Raw genomic sequence first — 24,412 nt, 5'->3', positions numbered from 1 at the left:
TTGATTTATGTCAATTATGATTCCCTTGACTTAAAGTGTATTGCCATGGCTGTTATATCGTCCTCTAACTCCTGTCCTTCCATGTGGCGCTTCAGTACAGTGTCTATTCTCTCAAGCACCTTTTCGAGAGATATCTTCTGTTCACTGGCCGCTCTCAGGCTCAGTGCCAGTCGCTTGTCGCCAAGCACCTGACCGTTATGATTCTTGGCTTCTATCAGCCCACTGGTATAAAGGATGATGGCTGTGTCAGGCTCAAGTGTGAGCTGTTGTTCCTCATATTTCCAATCGGTGATGCCCATTGGCACGTTTGGCGTTGTTTCCAAGGTTGTCGTCTCTGCACCTTTTATTATTATAGGAGCGTGGTGACCGGCATTACAATAGCGCAGTAGTCCGCTCTTAAGGTCGAGCACTCCAATGAACATTGTGCCGAAGAGCTGGTTCTCGTTGATTTCGCACAGTGCTTTGTTCATCTCTTCCAATATGCGCGAGGGTGATATCTCATATCTTATAAATGTATGATAGGCGGTACGGGTTATCATCATGCTGAGTGCAGCAGCGGCTCCTTTGTTTGATACATTGCCTATGCAGAAGTGAAGCTTGTCGTTTATGATTAATGTGTCATAGAGATCGCCGCCAACAGCCTCTATCATCTGTTGCTTTGCTTTCACTTCTACATTATCCGTACATGGCAGATTACGTGGTATTATTGCTGTGCGCAAGCGCTGGTTGATGCTCAGCTCGTCATTCAGTCGGATGTTTTCTTTTGCAAATGCTTTAGATTGAAGGTGGCTTTTCACGCTGCGCCATGCAATAATGATAATGAGAAGTAGTCCGAAAGCTTGTATAAGCAGAATAACTATATAACGGAGTCCCATGGAAGCGTAGATATTCTTGCTCTCCTGTGACAACTCGCTCACGGGTATGTCTGCAGAAAGCACAGCCATTATGGTTCCTTTTTTGTTCTTTAGCGGTACGCTATATGTGGTGACCACTACGAATGGGCCGCCTTTGTCTGTATAAGGCTCAGACCATGACGGCTGACCAGTGCTGATGGTCTTGCTGAACCATTCCCTTTGTGTATAGTCGAAGGATAATAAGGAGCTCTTTATTGTCTCACCATCCCGATATGCATATGGTGCATAGAACTTTGGCTCGCCTTTAACGCTGCCAGGGACGAACGCCACGCAGCTGCCAAGTACTGACGAATTGTTGGCTATAAGTCGCTGTAGTAGTGGACGCATGTCGCCACTTGCATTTAACTGCTGTTCGAAGGCGGTTGACATGTTTGTTATGGCTCCCTCAACGGTGTTCTTCAGCTGGGCAATCTTCTCGTTGTTGATGTTGAACTCTATTCTTGCCCTGGTTTCCATTTCCTTCTGGATACCCTGCCATGTGAAATAATACTGCAGTATGCCGCAGACAAACAAAAGTATGATGGTGACGCAAATCACTATCATATTTATCTTGTTAAATGGTTTATGTGCCTCTTTCATAAAGTTTGTTGAATGGAATAGTCTCTGTTTAGGTTTGTTCTCTTAAACAAGAAAGGCAGTCAGAGAGGTTGGGTCTCGTAACTGCCTTTCGTTGTAGCGGGAGCCGGGATTGAACCGGCGACCTCATGATTATGAATCATGCGCTCTAACCAGCTGAGCTATCCCGCCATCATTTTTCTGCTTGAAGACACTCGACCTCGAGCCGTTTGCCTCGTTTGCGGGTGCAAAGGTAGTAATAAGTTTCGAATCTGCAAAATATTTTCTTGATTTTTCTTTTAATATCATGTTTTTTTGTACTTTTGCAGCGGACTACTAATCATTGTTCAAGATTTTGAGACCATGAAGAAGGAAAGAATAGACATTGAATACCCGCTGTCATCGCGTCAGACAGATATTGTCTGGAGGCTTATCAGCACTGATCACGGACTTGGTAGATGGCTTGCAGACGAAGTGAACGAAGATAATGGAGTGATATCGTTTACATGGGGACAGCCATGGGCTGACCATCATACCCTTTCGGCAAATATTGTTGAAAGGGAGAAAAACAGCCATATACGTTTTCGCTGGGTTGAAGAAGACGACCCACAGGCGTTCTGGGAGATGCGCATAGGACGCAGTGAGCTTACGGGCGACCTATGCCTGTGTGTCATTGACTATGCTCCAGAGGATGAGGTGGACGATTTGCGCTCATTGTGGGATGACAACATGGAAAGATTACACATGACAAGCGGACTTTGAAGTCCGCTTTTTTTGTGTTGTATATCTCCTCTTTTTGTTGTAAAATGCCCAATAAACTATTCTTCTTGTCATTTTTCGAGAAATAATTCTAATAATTTTTGAAGATTTATGCTTTTTTGCTAACTTTGCAGCAAATATTATGTTACGAAAGAACCTTACATACATTAAAATCACTTTTTGGGTCATCGCGCTTTTATTGCCCATTCAAGTTTATTCTCAGTCTCCTGATAAGGTGACAGAGAATAACGACATGTATCAAACATATCTGTCGCTTATGAATAATGATGGCAATAAGGAAGAGTTCTATGCATTTGCAGAAGAATACCTGAAGGCATTAAAAAACCGTAATTCACATATTGAGTATTTCAAAATATTGACAAATGTCGGTTTCTATGATGTTAGTCATGTCTATGTGCCGCATGCATTGCAGACTGTTAAGAGACTAGACGAAGAAATGACGGCTCATAACGATACAACTTTGAATTATCTGTTAACGGGCTTGAAAGCTGATGTCGCCAGAATGATGCATGTTACGGATGAAGCAGACAGTCTCTATCGTGTTGCATTGCGTCAAGTAGGAGACCGCGATATAAAGTTTGCCATGCACATACACATGGGGCTGGCAGAGACTCATTATCTGTCAAACCGTGAAGAGGCGTTGAAATGGTCGGACATGGCTATTGAAGAGGCGCGTCAACTCAATGACTATGAGTTCCTTTCATTGGGCTTAGGACTAAAGTGCTTCCTCTATTTCATGATGGCAGAAGCTGACGATTTCTATAAGTATGAGTCAATGCTGGAAGATCTGAGGTCAGAGTATCAGGAGCGGTATGATGCTGGCAGTCTTGGCAAGCGACAGACTATCAGTCATAGGTTTGATGCTGAGATTAAGGTAGCTCATTGTGCTTTCAATGGCGATTTTGCAAAAGCTTTTGAATTAGTTGAGAATGACAATACCATTGCTACGCCGAATCTGGTGAAGTTTCGCCTATATGCTATGCAGGGCACTTATGAGAAGAGTCAGTTGGCATCTCGTCTTCGTTGGTGGCTTATCGGATTGACATTGGTCTATGTGTTCGTATATATAATGGGACGTAGGAGACTTATGCGAAAGATATGGAAAAAGACCGATGAACTGAAGGCAGCCCTGAAGAGGGCTGATGATGCAAGCAAGATGAAGTCGGTTTTCATTCGCTCCATGAGTCATGAGATTCGTACTCCTCTTAACGCTATCAATGGCTTTACGCAGGTGCTTTGCTCTCCAGCATTCACTCTGACAGAACAAGAGAAGAACGATTTGCGTGATCGTGTGTCGTCGAATACAGATGCCATCACAATCATCATTAACGAGTTGTTGGAGATTGCGGCAGGCGATAATGTCAAGTTAAATCCCGATGAACTCCGCAATGTCTGTGTTAATCGTGTGTGTAACATGGCGATGGCAGAGGCAAAGAAGAATAATGTAAAGAATCTGGAATTGTCGTTCACAACAGAACTGACTGATGACTTCACAATAAAGAGTAATGCGGAGACGGTCTCTCAAATCCTGTCAAAGATTATTGACAATGCAATGAAGTTCACTGACAAGGGTAGTGTAGAGGTGAGTGCCAATGCAATAGGCAGAAATGTGGAGATAAGCGTCACCGATACTGGTATCGGCATTCCTGACGAGAAGCGCGATGCAATCTTCGAAAGTTTTGTTAAACTTGACGATTTCCGTGGAGGCATAGGCCTCGGCTTGTCCATTTGCCGTCGTCTTGCAAGGACTCTTGGTGGAAATGTCATCCTCGATCCAAAATACAAAAATGGCAGTCGCTTCATTCTGCAACTGCCAATAGAATTCGGAGCTTAGTTATTTCTTGTGCCTGTTGGCACGCTGTTCGCGGTATTTAGCTTTCTGCTTTGCCGATCCGCTGCCGTGAGCACCAGTAATATACTTCTTTTTCTTGGCTTTTGTCTTCACCTTGCCTTCGTTGGGGTCTTTTCGTTCCCCGCCTCTGCCAAAGTTGATGCCATTCTCCAGAATCTCTTGGAAATCTGATTCCTTACTCATTGCATAGTCTATTTAGCCTCCCCTCCCTTGGGGAGGGGTAGGGGGTGGGTTAATGATGGAACAGACGTACGCCTGTGAACGTCATGGCAATGCCGTACTTGTCGCATGTCATGATGACATGGTCGTCGCGGACAGAGCCACCTGCCTGAGCAATGAACTCCACACCACTCTTATGGGCGCGCTCAATGTTGTCGCCGAAGGGGAAGAAAGCGTCTGAGCCCAGGGCCACCTTTGTGTTCTTGGCTATCCAGTCCAGCTTTTCTTCCTTGGTGAGTACTTCTGGCTTGGTCTTGAAGAACTGCTGCCATGCACCGTCGCGTAGCACGTCGTCGTGCTCGTCTTCTGAGATATATACGTCGATGGTGTTGTCACGGTCAGCGCGGCGAATGCCGTCAATGAAAGGCAATGACATCACTTTCGGGTGCTGACGCAGCCACCAAATGTCAGCCTTCTGTCCTGCCAGACGTGTGCAGTGGATACGGCTCTGCTGACCGGCTCCGATGCCTATTGCCTGTCCGTCCTTCACGTAGCACACTGAGTTTGACTGAGTATATTTCAGTGTTATGAGGGCTATGATGAGGTCGCGGCGGGCTGCCTCGGTGAATGTCTTGTTCTGCGTGGGAATGTTCTCGAACAATGCTGGGTCGTCAAGCTTTATCTCGTTGCGTCCCTGTTCGAAGGTAATGCCGAACACCTGCTTGCGCTCTATTGGCTCAGGGCGGTAGTTGGTGTCCATCTTTATCACGTTGTATGTGCCCTTGCGCTTCTCTTTCAGTATCTGAAGTGCCTCGGGGGTGTAGTCGGGGGCAATAACACCGTCGCTCACCTCGCGCTTGATGATGAGGGCAGTGGTCTCGTCACATGTGTCGCTTAGTGCTATGAAGTCACCGTAGCTCGACATGCGGTCGGCACCACGTGCACGGGCGTATGCACATGCTATTGGTGAGTCGTCAAGTCCCTTGATGTCATCTACAAAGTAGATTATTTTCAAGGTGTCGCTCAGTGGCAGTCCTACGGCAGCACCTGCTGGGCTCACGTGCTTGAACGATGCAGCGGCAGGCATGCCTGTGGCTTCTTTCAGCTCTCTGACAAGCTGCCATGCGTTCAGCGCATCAAGGAAGTTGATGTAGCCAGGACGGCCGTTTAACACTTCGAGGGGCAGTTCAGCGCCCTCGTTCATAAAGATTCGGGAAGGTTTCTGGTTCGGATTGCATCCGTACTTCAGTGCTAACTCTTTCATTGTTGATAAGGGAAAAAATCGTTTCCGGCTGCAAAGGTAGCTTATTCTTTTGAAAAAAGGAAAATATATTTTGCATTTCACATTACTTTTTGTATCTTTGCCGCGATTTTTTAACCTAAATAGCTAAAATCAATGTCTATTTTGATTGTTTTCAAACTGCTGGGCTCGCTCGCACTTCTCATGTTTGGTATGAAGTCCATGAGTGAGGCATTGCAAAAAATGGCAGGTCCACAGTTGCGCCATGTATTAGGCGCCATGACCACCAACCGCGTCACAGGCATGCTTACTGGTACACTCGTAACAGCATCTGTGCAGTCTTCAACAGCTACAACGGTGATGACCGTATCGTTCGTCAATGCCGGACTCTTGACGCTGGCGCAGGCCATCTCGGTCATCATGGGTGCAAACATCGGTACCACGCTAACTGCCTGGATCATGTCGGCAGGTATGTCGTTCGACATCACGAGTGCTGTCTATCCGGCTTTCTTCATTGGTATCATACTTATCTATCTGAAGAAATACCGATACATTGGTGACTTCCTCTTCGGTTTGTCATTCCTCTTGTTGGGTCTGGGCACACTGCGTGTCACCGGACAGGACATGCATCTTGGCGAGAATCAGGCATTGCTCCACTTCTTTGCATCGTTCGACCCGACATCGTTCGTGACGACCATTGTGTTCCTGCTCCTTGGCGGCTTGCTCACTTTCTGTGTACAGTCATCGGCAGCTGTGATGGCCATCACCATGATTCTCTGTTCAAGTGGTGCACTGCCCATCTATCAGGGCATAGCCCTCGTCTTGGGTGAGAACATCGGTACTACCGTCACCTCTAACCTCGCAGCTCTTTCTGCTAACACACAGGCACGTCGTGCTGCCTTTGCCCACATGTTCTTCAACGTGTTTGGCGTCATCTGGGTACTCATTGCTTTCCGTCCATTCATAGATATGGTGTGCGGATGGGTTGGCTATGATGTGGACATGACTAAAGACGCTGTTTCTGCATCTGCTTTCATGGCCAATGCAGCTAAGCTGACATTTGTGCTGGCTGCTTTCCATACCACTTTCAATGTTGTCAACACAGCCATCCTTATCTGGTTCATTCCACAGATAGAGAAGTTTGTGTGCTGGGTTATCAAACCAAAGCGTGTGGACGAGGAAGAGGATTTCCGCTTGCATTTCATCACTGCCGGCTTCATGAAGACCCCAGAGCTTTCAGTCCTCGAGGCACAGAAAGAGATTTCATCGTTCTCAGAGCGTATGCAGCGCATGTTCGGCATGGTTCAGGAACTGCTCAACCTCTCTTCTTCTGCACACAGCAAGGATAAGAACAATGAGCAGGACTTCAACAAGCTCTTCTCGCGTATAGAGAAATATGAGAGCATCTCCGACAATATGGAGCTCGAGATAGCACGTTACTTGGAGAACGTGTCAGACGCTCATCTTTCTGATGAGACCAAGGCCAAGATTCGCGCCATGCTTCGTGAGGTCAGCGAGCTGGAGTCTATTGGCGACTCTTGCTACAACATGGCTCGCACCATTAACCGTAAGTATTCTGCCAAGCAGGATCACTTCATTGAGAAGCAGTATGAGCATCTGCATCAGATGATGGGACTCACCGACCAGTCTCTTACCCAGATGAACCAGTTGCTTGGCGGTCGTAAGGAGGCATATAATGTCAACCGCACGTTCAACATTGAGAACGAGATAAACAACTACCGTAACCAGTTGAAGGCGCAGAACATCATCGATGTCAACAACCACGAGTACACCTATGCCGAGGGTACCATCTACATTGACCTTGTCAACGAGTGCGAGAAGCTCGGTGACTATGTAGTCAACGTTGTTGAGGCTCGCATGGGCATGCGTCAGCGCGAAGCATAGATAATTTTTGTAGCATGTCGCGCGTCATGGCTGGGAGGTCGTAGTCGTGATGCCAGTCCCACTCGTTGCGGGCACAGGAGTCATCCATCTTGTCGGGCCATGACTCCGCTATCGATTGTTTCAGCGGATCCACCTCATATACCATGCGGAACTCAGGCTTCACCTCCTGTATGGCATGGTATATTGCTTCTGGGTCGAAGCTCATGGCAGCCACGTTGAAGCTGTTGCGGTGTACCAGACGGTCTGGATTTGCCTCCATCAGTTCCATGGCTGCACGTAGCGCGTCAGGCATATACATCATGTCCATCAGCGTGCCAGCCTTTATCGGACAGGTGAACTGTTCCCCCCGTACAGCATAGTAGAATATGTCAACGGCATAGTCGGTAGTGCCGCCGCCAGGAGGAGTCATATAGCTTATTATTCCAGGGAATCGTACCGACCGAGTGTCAACGCCATACTTATGGAAGTACCAGTCAGAGAGCAACTCTGTCGTTACCTTCGACACACCGTAGATGGTGCGCGGACGCTGAATAGTGTCCTGCGGAGTCATGTCGTGGGGCGTTTCCAGTCCGAATGAGCCTATGCTGCTCGGCGTGAACACTGCGCAGTGTTTTTCACGAGCCACCTCCAGCACGTTCCACAGACCGTCTATGCCTATGTGCCATGCCAGTCGTGGCTTTGACTCAGCCACTACCGACAGCAGTGCGGCAAGGTTGTATATCGTGTCTATGTTATACTGGCGCACGACTTCTGCTATTGCTTCGGCATCGGTCACGTCGGCCACTGCTGATGGTCCGCTCTCTGCTAACATGCCTTTGGGCTCGCAGCCTTTTATATAGCCTGCCACGACATGACTGTTGCCATAGCGCTCTCGAAGTGACATTGTTAGTTCAGAGCCAATCTGCCCTGTAGAGCCTATAACAAGTATATTTTTCATATAGATTTAAAGTTTGTAGGTTTCTGATTGCAAAGAAACAAAAAAAATCGGAACTGACATTCCTTTTTTGAATAAAAAATGCAAAATACCACATATTTTTTATTTTCTTGTCCATAATAAGTATGGTGCTTACATTACATAGTTGTTACTACAGCCTATTCGAATTTATAAAGAATTTTAAAAACATGAGGTCGAGTAGGGAATTGTAGATGAAAAGTGTTACCTTTGCATCCGCTTACGCAAGGAGAGATGCTCGAGTGGCTGAAGAGGCACGCCTGGAAAGCGTGTATACGTCAAAAGCGTATCCCGGGTTCGAATCCCGGTCTCTCCGCAGGAGGAACGGGTTCAAAAGCCAAAAGGGCGAATCCCGGTCTCTCCGCAGAAGGAACGGGTTCAAAAGCCAAAAGGGTGAATCCCGGTCTCTCCGCAGTTTCCAGAAGAAAGTTTTTTTTGAATCCTGATGGAAACGACTAACTGAAAAACTATGATACTATCAAGAAACCATATCTTTACGCTGATACTTACCTGCTTTGCCTTTGTTGAAGCATGGGGAAATACCGCCAACGGCATACCTGACAACGCAGGTGAACCTTGCGTTTTCACCGAGGGTCTGCGCTACTCACAACTTGTCATCAACAGCCGCATTAATGACTTTAAGGCTAACACCACGGCTGCAGGCTTTGGTCGCTTCGATGCTCAAGGCAACATGACGGAGACACCTTCTGGCACAAAAACTACACTCGACTATGTGCCAGGCCTCGTGGCAAAGGCCATCTTGGAAACGATAGACTATTACAAGGATCAAGAGGAGACCGACGTGCGTCCTTGGTTTTATGCCGTAGCCCATTATGGCAACTCATGCGATATTCCTTCGAACGGTAAGTCTGGCAAGAGTTTCGATGACCTGAATGGCGTGAAAGTCTATTTCAAACTTTCGGAACTGGCTGCAAGTGGACTGTTTGCCGACACTGAGGATTACTCCAGCGCTGCCACTATCGCCACGGCTAATAGCCGCTTTGCTGAAAGTAGGTCGGGCTTCCAGAAAGCGAATGCCTCGTATGTTATCAAAGAGAGTACGCTGGCCGAGGCTGCCGGTGGATGGTGGCACAAGTCATCATATAAAGATCAGATGTGGTGCGATGGCCTCTATATGGGTGCAGCATTGCTGGCACAGATGCTTAACGAGGCTGTGGACTATGAACCCATCACCTCTAACGACTGGGATCTTGTAGCAAAACAGTTCATCATCAGCTGGCGATTCCTCTGGAGCGATGACACCCGGTTGCTCTACCACGCTTTTACCGCCGACCCTTCTAACTCCGCATCCTCTAAGTGGGCAGGCATATCTGCCGAGAGAGGCGCTGAGGTCTATCACTCAGCCGAATACTGGGGACGCGCCGTGGCTTGGTATTTCATGGCACTGGTCGATGTTCTGGAACAGATGCAGATTGCAGGCCTCTCCGACTCGGAGAATTTCATTACCCTGAGCACCTGTCTGGAGAAACTCGCGGCAGGCGTCGCCGCCAAACAGGATGCCGAGAGTGGCTGCTGGTATCAGTTGCTGAACCACGACGGCACCTTCACCGCTACCGACTACAGTAGCAGTTACAGATACACATCGTCGCCCGTGACCAACTATCTTGAGTCATCATGCACAGCCATCTTCACTGCCGCCTTTCTGAAAGGTATGCGCCTGGGTCTCCTCAACACTGACTACAGCGCTGTGGTGAAGAAAGCCTATCGCGGCTTTGTGGAACATTTCATGGTGGCCGATGGCAATGGCGGAGTACACCTCATAGGCTGCTGCAAGTCGGCAGGCTTGGGTGGTAGCAACTACCGTGACGGCTCTGCCGCTTATTACCTCATGGGTAAGGACACCAAGCCTACCAGCACCTCTGGCAGCGATTTCTATACGGAAGGAAAAGTCCTGGGTGGCTTCATCATGGCTGCCACCGAATATGAGCGTCTTTTCAACCCCATCACCACAGCCGTCACCACTCCTAAGTCACAGCTTCGCCACACCCAATCTGTCTGGTCCATCAGCGGAAAGAAACTTTCAAAAGAGCCGAAGCATCAAATCTATATCAAAGAGGGAACAAAAAGAGTCACGTTTTAGAGCACAATAGGGTCGGTTCCGCTGTGCATAAAGTTATATTTCTCTACTATTTCGCGGAACAGGTCGTTGCGGCGCAGCAGTTTGGCTGAGCCAGTCATGATGAGCTGTTTGCGGGCTCGTGTCATGGCAACGTTGAGTTTGCGGTCCACGGCGCAGTCGCTGTCCATGACGGTGTTCGCGGTGAGGAAGTCGAGCTGGTAGGCATGCTCTATGGCAAACGAATAGATGATCACGTCGCGCTGTGACCCCTGATAGCGTTCCACAGTGTCTATGCTCACGTCCAGCAACTCTGGCTCGTTGTAGGCTTCAAGCTCCTTGCGTATAAGGCCTATCTGGTGGCGATAGGGCACAATGACGCCTGCTGTGGCAGAGGCATCGAAGGCATTGCCGACGGATGCCTTTATCCTGTGTAGCAACAGCGCTACGAGCTGTGCTTCCTTCATTGGCGTTGGCTCGTCTATGAAAATCACACGGTGGCGCGACAGTGTGTCATCAAGTTCATCACCGTCTTTTCCATTATATTTCAGCTGCTCCTCTTTCTGGTGTTTCAGTGGTACAGCCTGTATGTTGTCTTCGTTGTAGAAGTGCCCGAAGGGGAACTGTGCTATCTCTGGGTGCATGCGCCCTTGACGGTTCAGCGTCGCAATGAAGTCTGTGCGTCCCTGACTGTTCTCCCATCTTATGAGTCTCTCAAACAGTGACTGTCGGCAGTCGGTGATGCCTATGTTGCGCAGGCACTGTTCGCTCACTCTTGCTGTCTGCTCGTCCTGCTGCACCACGGCAGGCAGCTGCTTGTGGTCGCCTATGAGCACGAAGCGCCCAATGTTGTCGCTGCTCAGTATTCCTATTAGTCCTGGCTCAAGTATCTGCGATGCTTCATCGACTATGCACAGCGAGAAGTCTTTCAGTTGCATTATGTATGGACGTGTCAGCAGCATTGACGTGGTGCTCACAATGATGCGCATGCTGTCAATCGTGGCTTTTATCTCATCAAGACGGCTGTCTTCGCTGATCATCGACTCAAGCAGATGGTTGCGGAAACGCTCGTCGCACGATGCCTCGTTGCCAAGTCTGAGGTAGTCGAGCTGCTCGTTGTCGAGCATGTCGCATATCTCGTCAATGGCACGGTTGGTATAGGCTGTCAGCAGCAGCGTGCCTTCTTCCTTCAACTCTTCCCTTACAATGAAGCGCAGCGCCTGCGATGTCTTGCCTGTACCTGGAGGTCCCACAAGCAGGAAATAGTCGCGCGACTGCTTAACCTTCTCAAGCATTGTGTCATAGCTGTTGCTGTAGTTCTCAGTCAGATGCAGACGCTTGTCGCAACGTGGCTCGCGCTGTCCGAGCAGTAGTGCGCGTCGCTCTGGTCGGGCTGTTACAAACTGCTGCAGCGAGCGTATGTTGCCCGATGCTCCCGAGTCGCTTCCGCCATGTTCTATGGCCCACAGCTCTCCGCTGTTCGTTGCGAATATGTCAGCACTCTGCTGACCATTGGTGAGTACCACCGTTATGCTGTCGCCCGCAATCTTCTCCAGTGTTCCTTTGTACAGTATGCTTCGTCTCACGTCAGGCTCACCGCGATAGGTGTAGAGATAGACCATGTCGCCGCGGCGGAAGTTCAGCGTTGCCGGTATGTCGCCCTTCAGCGTTATCTTATCGTAGCCCCCATAGGTGTTGCGGCGCTTCTTGTCTTTTATTCTCAGCTCCATGATTATGTTGCCCGTCTCCAGCTTCTCTGTCAGTGGCATCTGCCACAGGTCGCTCGTGGCTCCGCTGCTGTGCATCATCCATGTCTGTGGCGTGCCCAGCTTCTGGCATACCTGCTCATTATAGACAAAAGTCATCATGCGCTCATAGTAGGCACGTTCCAGTGGACTCAGTCTTGCGAGGCTGTCGCGAAGCTGTTCCAGCTCAGGCAGCACATACTGTGTGAAATATCCGTCGGGCTTTACACCATTATATATTATAGTGGGACTGAGCTGTGACACTATGCGTCCGTAACCCTCGCGGGCAATGAACAGCTCCGTGGCTACAATCTGATTGCGCAGCTTTATGGCTTCGCGGAACAGCGTGCGGTAGTTGTTCACCGACAGCAGTCCGCGCTTTGCCTCGTAGCGCGAGTACAGCAGACGGTTGTCAACGGTCTGATCCGTCCGTCCGAAGTTATAGTGCAGTATTCCATAGTAAAGCAGCAGTTGCACGTAGTGGTCCTCTTTCTGCAGACCGTGGCTGTCATGGCTGTTGTGCTCTATCTTCATGTTCTTGCCCGACTTCTGCTCCACCAGCAGGCGCATGTCCTTTGTCATCAGGTCCACACGTCCCTGTAGTCCGAGCTTCTCGCAGATGAACGATGGCTCGAGCAGCGCCTTCTTTCGGTCGTAGTTGTCGTGCTCGAAGAGATAGTCCACCGCCTCGCGAATGTTCGCCATCTGTTTCCGCGCTTCTTTCTTGAAGCTGTCGGCATTGAAGTCCGTGTTGGCGGCGAAGCGAATGGCCTGCTCCTTGAATGATCGTCTCAATGTTGAGCGCAACTGTTCTTCGGCTGTCGATGTGGCGTGTCCTGCTGCTATGATGTCGTCGAGGGCAGCGCCGGCAAAGTTACCCAGCAGCGTGGCTTGGGTGTTCGGGCGCTCTTTCAGTCTGTTTAGTGTGTAGAGTAGGGGATGATGGCCATATGGAGTGAAGCATGTGGCTATCGATGATATATCTACCAGGAAGTCGGGCTCAACCACTATCAGTCGTGGTAGCAGCGTCTGTGAGTCGTCGTGTTTCTCGCAGTCGAGCAGGTTCAGTTGCATGCCCTCACGCAGAAGCCTTTTCAGATAAACGAAGTCGCGTCCGCCCTCTGTCGAGCCATAGTCTATCGTCAGCTCGCCGTCATCACTTTCTGCCGTGATGGTGGTGTCGTCCCATGAGCTCACTATACATCTCACATAGCTGTGGTCGGCCTTCAGCGTGCTCTCGCGTTGTTGAGGCTCCGATGGCAACAGCTTCCTCAACTCGCCCGGAACATCCACTTTGAAGACTGCCGACACAAAGCGTGTCAGCGCTCTCACGTCATATCGCCACTGCTTGTTGCTTTCCTCAGCGCTCTTCTTCGCCGGCTCTTCCTTCGCGTTTCGTCGTGCTGTCTGCAGAGCTATGCGGTCTGTCATGCCTATGCCTCGTTGTTTGCACAGGAAGTCTATCTGTGAGAACATATTTCCAAAGCAGCCTGCATAACCCTTCGTTCCCTCGCTGCAACACAGCGAGAGGACCTCATGCATCTGTTGGCGCCCTTTCTTTGATGCGTCAGCCTTAGCCAGTGATAGACAAATGTCGTATAGCTCCTTTGCTTCCACTATCTACTAATCCTCAGGGAACCATTTCACATCTACTCCGTCACCGAAGAGCTGTGTCACCTTGCCGTTCTTCACGCCCTGTCGAGAGCCGGCGGGGTGAAACTTGCATTTCACTCGTTTGATGTTTTTGCCAATGTTGAAGTCCTTTGGGTCATCAACGCCTTCGCTTTCCACTGATAGATGGAAACGCCCGAAGCCGTCGAGACATACTGTCTGTCCACGTGACAGCTGGCGCTTCATCTCGCTCACCAGCTCGTCTATGATGCCGCGCACTTCGCCACGCTTGAATGTAGTGTTCTCTTGGATAGCCTCTGCCAGCTCCTCGGTTCCTACCTCACCAGTTGAAACCATATGGGCATAATACTTATGATGGGCTTTGTTGGCGCTCATCGAGTCCTTTCTAAGTTTTATGAAAACAGCCATTTCTTATTTGTTTTTATGGTTTGTTATTATTGTTTTTATCGTTTCGTAATACTGTTCTTGTCGTTTCGTGATATAGTTCTTACTGTTTTGTAATCCAGTTCTTACTATCTTCTAATGTGGTTTAGTCAGAGCTGATTTACAAAGTCGACGACTTTGGTGACCAAACTCGTCGACTTTGGTGACCAAACTCGACGAGTTTGGTTTTCACCCCTGTCAGTATTGGAACGCAATTCCGTGAGAATTATTGTGCAATTCTGAAATTTCTGTTTTTTTCTTTGTACTTTTGCTGCGCGGAACATGTTTCTGTTTTAACTAATCAAGAAATGCTATCTGTCCATGATGGCTACGATGCATATTTAGATGTGCTGTGCCGATGGGTGGAAAACTATATATCGTTTCACTACTGTCCGGTTAAATTTCACCAAAGCGAAAGTTGGCGGTCATCTTCCGGATTTTGATTAATAATTGGTTTGTCAAAAAGTTCATTCAGCGGAGTCCTCTCAAAGAGAACTTGGCCGATGACATTAGAGAATATGTAAAGATTTTGTTCGATATGATACATCTTCAGAGCAATAATAAGCAGCAGGTAGTCACAGATGGCAATCCATATCTGTGTGAAGACTGCGTTTTGGGACGTCCCATAGAACGTCTTGATGTGCAGGTGCTGCTTGATCCATTTGAAGAACGTTTCGATAGTCCAGCGCTCTCGGTACAGTTCCGCAATGGTAATTGCTTCAAGGGTGAAGTCATTCGTCAGGAATCGATACACTACGTTCTGCGCAAAGTCCTCATAGACGACCAGACGCAACAAATCAGGGTACTTCTTGGCTGTAAAGAGACCAGTAAGACTGATGGACTCGTCAGAGATGACGCCAGTCTGCCTGTCAACCTCTCTTGCCTCGAATACGGAATATTTCATGTTGTCCTTTGCTCTGGTTACAAAGTAAGCCTTCTGCTGTTGGAAGAGACGGAACAGACGGTCAAAGTCCACATAGCCTTTATCCATCAGATAGTAAGCCCCTGCTTCTACAGGCAAGCTGTCCATAGCCTGAGTATCATGCACATTGCCAGGAGTAAGCATGATGAAGTTGGGTATGTTGTTCTTTACATCAATCAAAGTGTGCATCTTGAAAGCACCTTTGTCATGATGGAACTTCGCCCATGGACAGAGATGCAGACACAGGTTGATGGTACTGCTGTCAAAGGCATACACCATATTGTCAATTCCCAACCGATAGTATTCATCTTTATACAGGACTTTAGCCCTCTCGACAAGTACCATTGCGTAGTCCTGATAGATACGCCAGTCCTTCTTCTCGTTCATGTCGGCGAGAGTGGACTTGGGCATCACCTTCAGACCGGCATGATACAACTTGGAGTTGAAAGCAGTCAACTGAGCCTCTATGCTACGAAGGCTTGCGCTGCTGGTCAGCTGAGCATAACTCATGACAAGGAACTGGTCACGGCAAGTGAATCGTCTTGCATGAAAATCCCCTCTATATCTGTCAATACATTTCCTGAGCTCGTAGTCAGGGATGAGAGACATCAGTTGCGAGAATACAGTATTTCCGGCATTCATATCCTGTGCTATCTTATATATGAGACAGTACAAAGATAAAAAATCAAATCGGAAAATTTTTAAATCGCTGTATCTCATTGAAATTTAAACATTTAATTAACGTTCGGAAAAATTTAACCGGACACTAGTGATATCGTTTTTATAAATCGCATGAGTTCGACTATAATAGGAGAATATACATTTGAGTATGAACAATTTGAAGAAGATGGCTCTGTATGGATGGCAGAAGAGCCCATATGGAGAGGCGTGGCTGACGAATTGCAGGAGCTTCATTTTCTGAAAGGTGCCCAGTTTATCAAACAATTAAAACTAATTATCAATTCTGGCGAGTTCCGTCCAATTGAAGGTGAGACTGATATTTTTAGTGCCATCAGTGAACAGAGTGAAGACTTTGACAATCTGATTAATGCGGCACGCAGGGCTGTTGAGCATGGCTATCGTGTATATTTACTGCCTAATCCGAGGAGCTGTCGTACCGCCGATTTTATTTTTGAAAAGAAAGGAATTCTTGGACTCTATGATTTGAAAACCGTTCATGGCAAAGCTTCTGTAGGGACACAATTAATTGATTCCATTGGGCAGACGAATCGTGTGTTACTGAATATGCAATCAGATTATAATGCGCGTTTGTTGGCTGCTGATATCAAGACCTATTTTGAAACAAATCAGGAAGCATTAGAAGTATTGATATTCAAAGGGAGAAAGGTGTTGCCTGTAAACAGAATCCAAGTACAAAGTCCCGATTTCAATCGTGTATTCCGAAAGAGATATGAAAAATAAAAGCCACCCATAGAGGTAGCTTTTAAATGGAGTAGTGTCGATCAAGTCTTGCTCCCCGCACTCAGCGGCGTAGTCAAAACTAAAGTTCTGACGGTGCAAAGATAGTTTTTTTTCGCTTGTCTTCCAAACTTTTTCCCACTTTTTTCTTTTTCGGCTATAAATTTACAAATATTATTTGTATCTTTGTGCCCTGCTATCTGCCCATGGCGGCGGGGATGCACACTGAGGTGTGTTGAGCTGTAGGGTGGAGCACTACATATTGAAAGGCGTTATCGCGCTTTGTTTTTGGTTGTTTCGAAACTACCACAATCGAATAGTAATTCAAAAACAATGCAGGGGTAACTCCACGGGGTGTAGTATATACTCTCCGTAGTGTGCTGCGAGGGCTAACCATGTCCTCACTAGCACACTTTACGGTGTATCTATATACCTCAACGTGGGTGTTTCTCTGTCTGTTTAATTACTAGGGCTGTGGTAGGCCTCGAACAACGAACAGGCAGATGCAAGCACCCACGTTTTTTCGTTTGTAGTCATCACATGTTGTTAACCCCGTTCGCTTCTGGGTGTTTGCGAACAACTCTTAATGTGATGGCAAAGTACACACAAGAGTCTCATATTACGACGGTAGAGGAAGTTAAGGACTTCTTCCACCACATCGTCTATGACCTTGACATCAACTTTCATCCTGATGATGACTTCAAGGACTACGTCAGTTACGAGACTGGCGAGAGAACTATGGACGACGAACAGGCTGAACTTTACAATCGTCTGATGGATGAGGCATTCGAGGTTTGTGATGATGGCCAGATATATGAGATTGGAAGTGAACTATTGTTTGAGAGGTTACAAATAGAGTAAAAAAGAAACGGAATAAAGTAAAGGAAATTTAGCGTCTTTGACATCCTTGATTGACTGATTAACCAGAACTTGCACTTCACAGACACATCAGTCGGACAAGCGGTTGGATGTTTGCGCTCATACGGGCGTGGACTGTTGGATTGTTGTCTGATGTGGGCTGTGCAAGGCCTTGGTTAAACGCATCTTTCTTCCACGCCCCCTTTTCGAAAACGAAGAGAGGGCTTTTTCATGTTAAAGAAGAAATACAACGTACTGGATCTGTTTTGTGGATGTGGCGGTCTGTCAAAGGGATTTGAAATGGCAGGCTACAACATTCTTCTGGGAGTAGATTTCAATGAACCTGCACTAAGAACTTACGCTTACAATCATCATGGCAGTAAGACACTCTGTGGCGATTTATCTGCTCCTGACACATTCAAACATATTGACAAACTCGTAGAAGGCAACGTAATAGATGTTATCATTGGTGGACCACCATGTCAAGGATTTAGTTTGACAGGGCCAAGGCAGTTTGATGACGAGCGTAACAAACTATACCTTGCGATGATTGAAACTGTCAGAAGGTATAAACCCAAAGCATTCCTGATTGAAAATGTTCCAGGTATGGCAACATTGTACAAAGGTGAAGTCCGTGATGAGATAATAAGACGTTTCACCTCTATGGGCTATTCCGTGAGCAATCAAATATTGTGTTCTGCAGACTATGGGGTTCCCCAAATTAGGAAACGACTTGTATTTGTTGGATTGCTGAATTCAAAAGAGATATTCCAATTCCCTGAACCATATTTGAAACCAGATGAGTACATCACTTGTGAACAGGCAATTGGAGACCTTCCTAGTCTTGAACATACGTTAGGGAGTGATGTTTCTGAGTATGAAATGGAACCTCAAACTGAATATCAAAAGTTGATGAGAGGTTCTTGCAATGTCCTTCACAACCATAAATCCATAGACCACAAGCAGTTTGTTAAAGATACAATTGCTTTAGTACCTGATGGAGGAAACTATAAAGACCTCCCACCAGGTGTCGGTGAAAGTAGAATTTTCCACATGGCCTGGACGAGGTACTGTAGCTATAAACCATCAAGGACTATAGATACAGGGCACAGGAATAATTTCCACTACAAATGGAATAGATGCCCAACAGTTAGAGAATGTGCCAGATTGCAGTCATTCCCTGATGATTTTGTTTTCTTGGGAAACAAAGGCCAACAAGACAAACAAGTAGGTAATGCAGTCCCTTGCTTAATGGCAAAGGCTATAGGTGTAGAACTACTTAAATACTTGAAGTGATGGCAATGAAATACAACACGATCGACTTGTTTGCAGGCTGCGGTGGGCTGATGGATGGTTTTATGCAGGAAGGAGGATTCAATACACTAGCATGTGTTGAATGGGAAACGTTTCCTTGTCAAACCCTTGCCAATCGTCTTGAAAAGAGGTGGCATCACAAGAACGCGAAAGAAGAGGTCGTACGATTCGATATTCAGCGTACAGACGAACTGATTAATGGTTTTGACGATGAAGAGTATGGAAAGCACATCGGCCTTAAAAAACTCATTGGAGACAAAAAGATAGACCTTGTGATTGGTGGTCCTCCTTGTCAAGCTTATTCTCTGGCAGGAAGGATTCGAGATCCACATGGAATGCGTGATGATTACAGGAACTACCTTTTCGAAAGTTATATTCGTATCTTGGAATACTTTAGGCCTGCTTTCTTTGTTTTTGAGAATGTTGTCGGAATGCTGAGTGCTGCTCCAGATGGGACACCTATTGTTGACAAAATCAGGAAAGCATTTGATGATGCAGGTTATTGTGTGATTGACGATTTCAAAAATGCCGTTTATGATGTTGCTGATTTTGGCATTCCACAGCATAGAAAGCGTGTCATTATACTCGGAGTAAGTAAAACTCTCAATGCTAACGATTCGAATCTAGGCAGAAAAGTACTTGATGAATTTTATAAGGAGCAGATGCCAAAGTTTATAAGTAGCGCATCTCCTAAGACTGTAAAGGATGCTATAGGAGATCTGCCTATCATTCTTCCTTGTAAAGAAGTGATAAAAGAAAACGGGCATAAATTCTCTCACCAACCGACTGATGGAAGTGGGGTGATGAATCACGTACCTCGTTTCCATAGTGAAAGAGACCAGAGGATTTTCTCTATGCTTGCAGAAGATATTGAGTCAGGCAAGAACCAATACGTCTCCATTGAAGCATTGAAAAAACTCTATACGGAAATGACAGGCAAAAAGAGTAACATCCATAAATATTATGTATTAAGGTGGAACGAACCTAGCAATACAATACCAGCCCATCTATATAAAGACGGTATGCGCCATATACACCCTGATCCAGTTCAAGCAAGGTCAATTACTGTCAGAGAGGCTGCAAGATTGCAAACATTTGCAGATGACTTTGAGTTTCTTGGTCCAATGATGGCACAATATAAGATGATTGGTAACGCCGTTCCTTCAGATTTTGCTAAGATAATCGCGAAAGGTGTGTACCAACTCCTATCCAAATACGAAATAAACATTTAAAAGAATATAACTATGGCACTATTTGATGAAGCATCCCCTATATGCAGAGGTAAGAATCTTTCATGGGAGACCGTTCTGCTCTTTTATAACAACATGCCAAGAAAAGCAATGCCAAAAGCAGAATTCCATTCATTCACAGAAGCAAAAATCAATGGATGGAAGCAGACTCATAGTCAAATAGCTCGACAGCTTGCATTTTATTACGAAGAAAATGGTATATGCTATCCTAGGTTCACCAATGAAATCAGCTATGCAGATTTGTTCGCTTATATGCAGAACTGGGCTGCAAAATACTTTATTCCTAATCCATATGCACCAAGTCTTAAAAACTATGCCCCTACTTGTATCTATGCTGCAATCTTGAAAGCTATTAGTTCTGGTGAAACAAAATTTGACACAATACTTGATTCTATGTTTGGGGTGGAATTAAGCAGTCATGATAAAGTAAGGGTTTACCTGTCGAATTTCACCAATTTGATAATTGACGATAACAATGTTTCAATTAATGATAGGACTTTAGGGGTTGAGACAATATTATATCCAGAAAAAGAATGTGCTATAGACGTAAAGAAATACTTTGATTATTTTAGCATTGCATCAAAAATAGTTGCGAATAAAAGCAGAATTGTCATCAATAATCAACCTCTCCAACAAATCTACTATGGTGCCCCTGGCACAGGAAAGTCGCATGAGATAAACAGACTGACAGAAGGCGAAGAGGTTATTCGCACGACGTTCCATCCTGATAGCGACTATTCTACATTCGTGGGTTGCTACAAACCACACATGGAAGAGGTGGATATGACGACTGTGATAGGCAAGGAACTGATTGTAGTGAAGGATGAGAGCGGACAGCCTAAGAAGGAGAGACGTATTGTCTATAAGTACAGTTGCCAGGCATTTCTTCAGGCTTATATTGCTGCGTGGCAGCATCCTGATAGAGCGCAGTATTTGGTGATTGAGGAGATAAACCGAGGAAACTGTGCCCAAATATTTGGTGACATATTCCAATTGTTAGACCGTAATGATGAAGGTTACTCTTCTTATCCAATCAAGACGGATGCTGATGCTGAAAACGAACTGAGGGCGCTGTTCAGCAAAGAGTGGAATCTTGCAGAAGAAAAGGCAAAGGAGATAGATGACCTTTACAGGAAACACTACCCAGACGGTATTACAAAGAGCATCAAGGATGGCAGTATATTGTTGCTTCCTTCCAACCTCTACATCTGGGCCACGATGAACACGAGCGACCAGAGCCTCTTCCCTATTGATTCAGCCTTTAAGCGCCGTTGGGATTGGAAGTATGTGAAGATTGCTGAGGGCAGGGATTCTGAAACGAAAGAGTTGCTGAATTGGGTTGTGAAGTTTGACTACGAGAAAGACAACAAACCCTACGCCTTTGAGTGTAGTTGGTGGCAGTTCATTTTGGCCATCAACGAGAAGATAGCCAATGCCACCAGTTCTGACGACAAGAAATTGGGCTATTTCTTCTGCAAGCCAAAGACACAGGACTGCAAGGAGATAGATGCAGAGAGGTTTGTCGGCAAGGTGGTGTTCTATCTGTGGAATGATGTATTCAAGGATGAAGACAATACCATCTTCAAAGTTGTAGAGGGTAAGGGCGATCCTTCCTTTGACACTTTCTATACGGAAGATGACAATGGCAAGATCATAGCAGACACGAAAGCGCTAAGGGCATTTATGCACAATGTGTTTGGCGAGCAAAGCGAACTCTATACAGAGACAGCGAAGGACTCGACTGATACAGAGGAAACTGCAACAGAATAGCGAACTATGCGCATCCTAATAGAGGAATATCCGTATCAGAGTGAGGACATCAGCGAGGAGGTATTGGGCGAACTGTTGTTCCATGATGCCGAGGGAAAGGTTAGCCTCGACAAGGTTGGCTATTACTTCAACCCGAAACTGAATGACTGTGTGTTTATTCTTCCGAAGGTGTTGCTCGAAGGTGAGCGCTATCATGAAAGGGTATTTGGACATATCGAGCCACGCAACCTGATCAATCCGGAGAAATGCGACGAGTTGAGCAAGGAGGAATATCGATTCATCTACAATCTGTCGGTATGGATTTATCGTGCACTATCCGTATTCCGTGAACACGAATACGACCGCTTTGGAGGTGAGAAGAAACGCCCCTCAATCATCCTCTACGAACAGGCTCCTGTCATGGGACGGATGAAGAAACGCAAGGCAAGTACGTTCCTCGACATCTTGTTGGCTTTGCAACAATGGAACCAGCGGAACCAGCAGTTCGTGACGTTCATTGTGAAGAATATGCACGCTGGCTATAACAAGATAAACTGGACGCGAACCATTGCACACTCTCAGGCTATCATTGAGCAGGCATCAGGGCAAAGGACACAAAGTGTGGCTTATCTGGACCCTGTAAATAAAAAACGGAGGGTTAACTTCGACGAGGAGTTGCTCATTATCTACTACAGCATTCTGAATCACATTCAGCAGAAATACGGATTGCCAGTCATCATGAACGTCAACTTCCCGTTGATTCGTGGCGAGAAATTCCAAAAATATCTTGATGGGCAGGGTAGGCGACGGTTACGTCAAATCAAATACAAGTATTTCTCGGACAAAGCATTGGAGCTATGGGAACTCTGCTATGCCTTCTTTGAACAGCCGCAAAACATCAACCTAAATGTGGACCGCAGGGAGTATCTGTTGGCTAAGGACTTCCAGATTGTATTTGAGGCAATCATTGATGAACTGATAGCAGGCGACCAAAAGCTGCCTGACGGACTGAAAGACCAGGCGGACGGAAAGATTGTTGACCACATCTACCAATATCGTGTGTTGACCAACAACGACAGTAATGATGACGTCTATTATATAGGTGACTCGAAATACTACAAACGAGGCAATCAGTTGGATAGCAAGTCCATCAGCAAGCAGTTTACCTATGCCAGAAATGTCATCCAATGGAACCTTGACCTCTTTAATGACGGAACAAAGGACGAGCAAAAAGGCCATATCAAACTAAGGGATGATGTGACGGAAGGATACAACATAATACCCAATTTCTTCATATCAGCCCAACAAAACGACTTGACGGCAGATGATAAGATTGAACTGTCGAGGGACAAGAAACAATATCACCTGAACCGCCAGTTTGAGAATCGCTTGTTCGACCGCGACACCTATATGCTGGCTCACTACGATGTCAACTTTCTGTTTGTACTGGGTTTGTATGGAAGAAATAAGGAGACGGCCAAAGCTGCATGGCGTTTGGAAGCAAGAAAGAAGTTCCGAATGGAGATACAGGAAATGTTGAAAAAGCACTTCCTCTTCTATGCAATGACGGCCCATGAGGACGTGGAGCCTAACACATTTATAAAAGAGAACTTCCAGACATTATTAGGTAAGCTATTCCAACCATTCGAGAATCAGGGAAGTCAGCAGTATTTCTCGTTGGCACTACGCGATCCTGACAAGATAGAACTGAAAGACAAACAGAAAGAACGGGAACTGAAAGCAGAAGTGAGAAACGAGAATGACCAGGTCATGTTCCAACTGAAACAGGCATTTTATGTTGAGCTCTGTGAATTGGGTGCAGACCCTAAAAGTTTGTTGCCAGAGGTACAGCCTCGCCCACACAGAGTCATTCCTCAGAAATTGCTTACGCTTCATTATCTGGAGAATTATCCAGAAGTGTCCTTCTTGGTTGGCGGTTTCCGAGAAGACCAAAAGGAATGGATGTTCGGACGAAAAGGAGGTAAGGTTGACGATGCCTATAATGTTCGTTTGGGCACAGACGTTGAGGGAGGTATAAATATTCAAGATACTCAGAATAAAAAGGCCAAGTTTGTGCTTTTATACGAATTCGACAAAGAAAGCTTTGGCGTGTTTAAGGCATTCCGAGTAAAAGGATATCAAGTAAAGACAAAGGAGGACTTGATAAAGGAAGGCTATCCCTCGCCACATCACGACAGATATTATTGCTATATCTTTGACGAAGAAGTGAATCTTGGAACCTTCGACATCGAGCGTCTTATCTCAACAGACCGTATCAACTATTCATTAGAGATTCACCAAAGTAGGTCTCTCTTGAAAAAGTATCCAGAAGGCCGCCCCATATTTATAAAAGGTAGTGAATTGTTGCAATTCAGGAAAGTGCTATAATAACAAAGAAATATTATACAAAAGGCGCTCGAGCTTCACAAGCAAGTGAAACTCGAGCGCCTTTTAACTATCATTAGAACGGCTCTGCGATTGATAGGCTTGTTGGAATTGATGTAGTCAAATATACCGACTACTATATTTATCTGAGTAAATACAACGGAAACGTTAGGAAGAAGAATAACAAGAATTTGAGATTTTTTTGCGATTTCTACACTTGGTAAAAGAAGAAAAAAACGAGTTAATTATTTGCTAGAAATCTCAAAAAGGTGTATATTTGC

17 protein-coding genes and 2 tRNA genes are annotated in these 24,412 nt (G+C 46.2%); 11 read left to right on the top strand and 8 right to left on the bottom strand.

Annotated features, from left to right (window positions below):
- Window positions 1–14: 14 nt before the first annotated feature.
- Together M1L52_RS00995 and M1L52_RS00990 are read right to left on the bottom strand one after the other, a co-directional pair.
- Window positions 15–1,457, bottom strand: a complete 1,443-nt coding sequence (locus tag M1L52_RS00995) for a SpoIIE family protein phosphatase (RefSeq protein WP_248612964.1) — start codon at window positions 1,455–1,457, stop codon at window positions 15–17.
- Between the two features lie 130 nt (window positions 1,458–1,587).
- A tRNA-Met gene (locus M1L52_RS00990) sits at window positions 1,588–1,661 on the bottom strand.
- Between the two features lie 171 nt (window positions 1,662–1,832).
- Between M1L52_RS00990 and M1L52_RS00985 the strand changes: the two genes are divergently transcribed.
- Together M1L52_RS00985 and M1L52_RS00980 are read left to right on the top strand one after the other, a co-directional pair.
- Window positions 1,833–2,231: an START-like domain-containing protein gene (locus M1L52_RS00985; protein ID WP_248612963.1), complete on the top strand. Its 399-nt coding sequence runs from the start codon at window positions 1,833–1,835 to the stop codon at window positions 2,229–2,231.
- A 250-nt stretch (window positions 2,232–2,481) separates the two neighbouring features.
- Window positions 2,482–4,083, top strand: a complete 1,602-nt coding sequence (locus tag M1L52_RS00980; RefSeq protein ID WP_248612962.1) for a sensor histidine kinase — start codon at window positions 2,482–2,484, stop codon at window positions 4,081–4,083.
- On the opposite strand, the gene M1L52_RS00975 is transcribed toward M1L52_RS00980, so the two are convergent.
- Both M1L52_RS00975 and M1L52_RS00970 read right to left on the bottom strand, forming a co-directional pair.
- The gene (locus tag M1L52_RS00975) at window positions 4,084–4,284 is read right to left on the bottom strand and encodes a hypothetical protein (RefSeq protein ID WP_248612961.1); all 201 of its coding nucleotides are present in this window, start codon (window positions 4,282–4,284) and stop codon (window positions 4,084–4,086) included.
- Between the two features lie 49 nt (window positions 4,285–4,333).
- Window positions 4,334–5,569: a phosphoribosylaminoimidazolecarboxamide formyltransferase gene (locus M1L52_RS00970; protein ID WP_410896774.1), complete on the bottom strand. Its 1,236-nt coding sequence runs from the start codon at window positions 5,567–5,569 to the stop codon at window positions 4,334–4,336.
- 87 nt (window positions 5,570–5,656) lie between these two features.
- On the opposite strand from M1L52_RS00970, the gene M1L52_RS00965 reads away from it, so the two are divergent.
- Window positions 5,657–7,405, top strand: a complete 1,749-nt coding sequence (locus M1L52_RS00965; protein ID WP_248612959.1) for a Na/Pi cotransporter family protein — start codon at window positions 5,657–5,659, stop codon at window positions 7,403–7,405.
- Here M1L52_RS00965 and M1L52_RS00960 read toward each other — a convergent pair.
- Complete coding sequence (locus M1L52_RS00960; protein WP_248612958.1) at window positions 7,359–8,342, bottom strand: NAD-dependent epimerase/dehydratase family protein; 984 nt, start codon at window positions 8,340–8,342, stop codon at window positions 7,359–7,361. The genes M1L52_RS00965 and M1L52_RS00960 overlap by 47 nt on opposite strands.
- 243 nt (window positions 8,343–8,585) lie before the next feature.
- Between M1L52_RS00960 and M1L52_RS00955 the strand changes: the two genes are divergently transcribed.
- Both M1L52_RS00955 and M1L52_RS00950 read left to right on the top strand, forming a co-directional pair.
- Window positions 8,586–8,673: transfer RNA gene (locus tag M1L52_RS00955), tRNA-Ser, on the top strand.
- 153 nt (window positions 8,674–8,826) lie between these two features.
- Entirely contained in the window at window positions 8,827–10,458 is a 1,632-nt protein-coding gene (locus M1L52_RS00950) for a glycoside hydrolase family 88 protein (RefSeq protein WP_248612957.1), read from the top strand.
- Here M1L52_RS00950 and M1L52_RS00945 read toward each other — a convergent pair.
- From M1L52_RS00945 to M1L52_RS00935, 3 genes are all read right to left on the bottom strand, one after another.
- Window positions 10,455–13,796 carry an AAA domain-containing protein gene (locus M1L52_RS00945; protein ID WP_248612956.1) on the bottom strand — a complete coding sequence of 1,114 codons (3,342 nt, stop codon included), beginning with the start codon at window positions 13,794–13,796 and terminating at the stop codon, window positions 10,455–10,457. The two genes, M1L52_RS00950 and M1L52_RS00945, sit on opposite strands and share 4 nt — an antisense overlap.
- Before the next feature lie 6 nt (window positions 13,797–13,802).
- Window positions 13,803–14,219 (bottom strand): HU family DNA-binding protein, encoded by a 417-nt coding sequence (locus tag M1L52_RS00940; RefSeq protein ID WP_248612955.1) that lies wholly within the window; start codon window positions 14,217–14,219, stop codon window positions 13,803–13,805.
- A 418-nt stretch (window positions 14,220–14,637) separates the two neighbouring features.
- Complete coding sequence (locus M1L52_RS00935; RefSeq protein ID WP_317231464.1) at window positions 14,638–15,798, bottom strand: IS4 family transposase; 1,161 nt, start codon at window positions 15,796–15,798, stop codon at window positions 14,638–14,640.
- 150 nt (window positions 15,799–15,948) lie between these two features.
- Here M1L52_RS00935 and M1L52_RS00930 point away from each other — a divergent pair, with 150 nt between their 5' ends.
- From M1L52_RS00930 to M1L52_RS00905, 6 genes are all read left to right on the top strand, one after another.
- On the top strand, window positions 15,949–16,578 hold the full coding sequence (locus M1L52_RS00930) for a hypothetical protein (protein WP_248612953.1): 630 nt from the start codon (window positions 15,949–15,951) through the stop codon (window positions 16,576–16,578).
- Window positions 16,579–17,166: 588 nt separating this feature from the next.
- Entirely contained in the window at window positions 17,167–17,436 is a 270-nt protein-coding gene (locus M1L52_RS00925) for a hypothetical protein (protein WP_248612952.1), read from the top strand.
- A 228-nt stretch (window positions 17,437–17,664) separates the two neighbouring features.
- Window positions 17,665–18,729, top strand: a complete 1,065-nt coding sequence (locus M1L52_RS00920; RefSeq protein ID WP_248612951.1) for a DNA cytosine methyltransferase — start codon at window positions 17,665–17,667, stop codon at window positions 18,727–18,729.
- Window positions 18,730–18,734: 5 nt separating this feature from the next.
- Window positions 18,735–19,979, top strand: coding sequence for a DNA cytosine methyltransferase (locus M1L52_RS00915; protein ID WP_248612950.1), 1,245 nt, complete (start codon window positions 18,735–18,737; stop codon window positions 19,977–19,979).
- A 12-nt stretch (window positions 19,980–19,991) separates the two neighbouring features.
- Window positions 19,992–21,767: a hypothetical protein gene (locus tag M1L52_RS00910; RefSeq protein WP_248612949.1), complete on the top strand. Its 1,776-nt coding sequence runs from the start codon at window positions 19,992–19,994 to the stop codon at window positions 21,765–21,767.
- Between the two features lie 6 nt (window positions 21,768–21,773).
- Entirely contained in the window at window positions 21,774–24,134 is a 2,361-nt protein-coding gene (locus M1L52_RS00905) for a restriction endonuclease (RefSeq protein ID WP_248612948.1), read from the top strand.
- Window positions 24,135–24,412 lie beyond the last annotated feature (278 nt).

This window comes from Prevotella sp. E13-27, from assembly GCF_023217965.1.
In the GTDB taxonomy this organism is placed as follows: domain Bacteria; phylum Bacteroidota; class Bacteroidia; order Bacteroidales; family Bacteroidaceae; genus Prevotella.
The sequence above is the reverse complement of the archived record's forward strand: the minus strand, read 5'-3'. Positions and strand labels throughout refer to the sequence as shown.

Bases quoted from the DNA above. Each gene is read 5' to 3' on its own strand.
- M1L52_RS00995 (WP_248612964.1), bottom strand. From the start codon at position 1,457: ATGATAGTGATTTGCGTCACCATCATACTTTTGTTTGTCTGCGGCATA.
- M1L52_RS00985 (WP_248612963.1), top strand. From the start codon at position 1,833: ATGAAGAAGGAAAGAATAGACATTGAATACCCGCTGTCATCGCGTCAG.
- M1L52_RS00980 (WP_248612962.1), top strand. From the start codon at position 2,482: ATGTATCAAACATATCTGTCGCTTATGAATAATGATGGCAATAAGGAA.
- M1L52_RS00975 (WP_248612961.1), bottom strand. From the start codon at position 4,284: ATGAGTAAGGAATCAGATTTCCAAGAGATTCTGGAGAATGGCATCAAC.
- M1L52_RS00965 (WP_248612959.1), top strand. From the start codon at position 5,657: ATGTCTATTTTGATTGTTTTCAAACTGCTGGGCTCGCTCGCACTTCTC.
- M1L52_RS00960 (WP_248612958.1), bottom strand. From the start codon at position 8,342: ATGAAAAATATACTTGTTATAGGCTCTACAGGGCAGATTGGCTCTGAA.
- M1L52_RS00950 (WP_248612957.1), top strand. From the start codon at position 8,827: ATGATACTATCAAGAAACCATATCTTTACGCTGATACTTACCTGCTTT.
- M1L52_RS00940 (WP_248612955.1), bottom strand. From the start codon at position 14,219: ATGGCTGTTTTCATAAAACTTAGAAAGGACTCGATGAGCGCCAACAAA.
- M1L52_RS00935 (WP_317231464.1), bottom strand. From the start codon at position 15,798: ATGAATGCCGGAAATACTGTATTCTCGCAACTGATGTCTCTCATCCCT.
- M1L52_RS00930 (WP_248612953.1), top strand. From the start codon at position 15,949: ATGAGTTCGACTATAATAGGAGAATATACATTTGAGTATGAACAATTT.
- M1L52_RS00925 (WP_248612952.1), top strand. From the start codon at position 17,167: ATGGCAAAGTACACACAAGAGTCTCATATTACGACGGTAGAGGAAGTT.
- M1L52_RS00920 (WP_248612951.1), top strand. From the start codon at position 17,665: ATGTTAAAGAAGAAATACAACGTACTGGATCTGTTTTGTGGATGTGGC.
- M1L52_RS00915 (WP_248612950.1), top strand. From the start codon at position 18,735: ATGAAATACAACACGATCGACTTGTTTGCAGGCTGCGGTGGGCTGATG.
- M1L52_RS00910 (WP_248612949.1), top strand. From the start codon at position 19,992: ATGGCACTATTTGATGAAGCATCCCCTATATGCAGAGGTAAGAATCTT.
- M1L52_RS00905 (WP_248612948.1), top strand. From the start codon at position 21,774: ATGCGCATCCTAATAGAGGAATATCCGTATCAGAGTGAGGACATCAGC.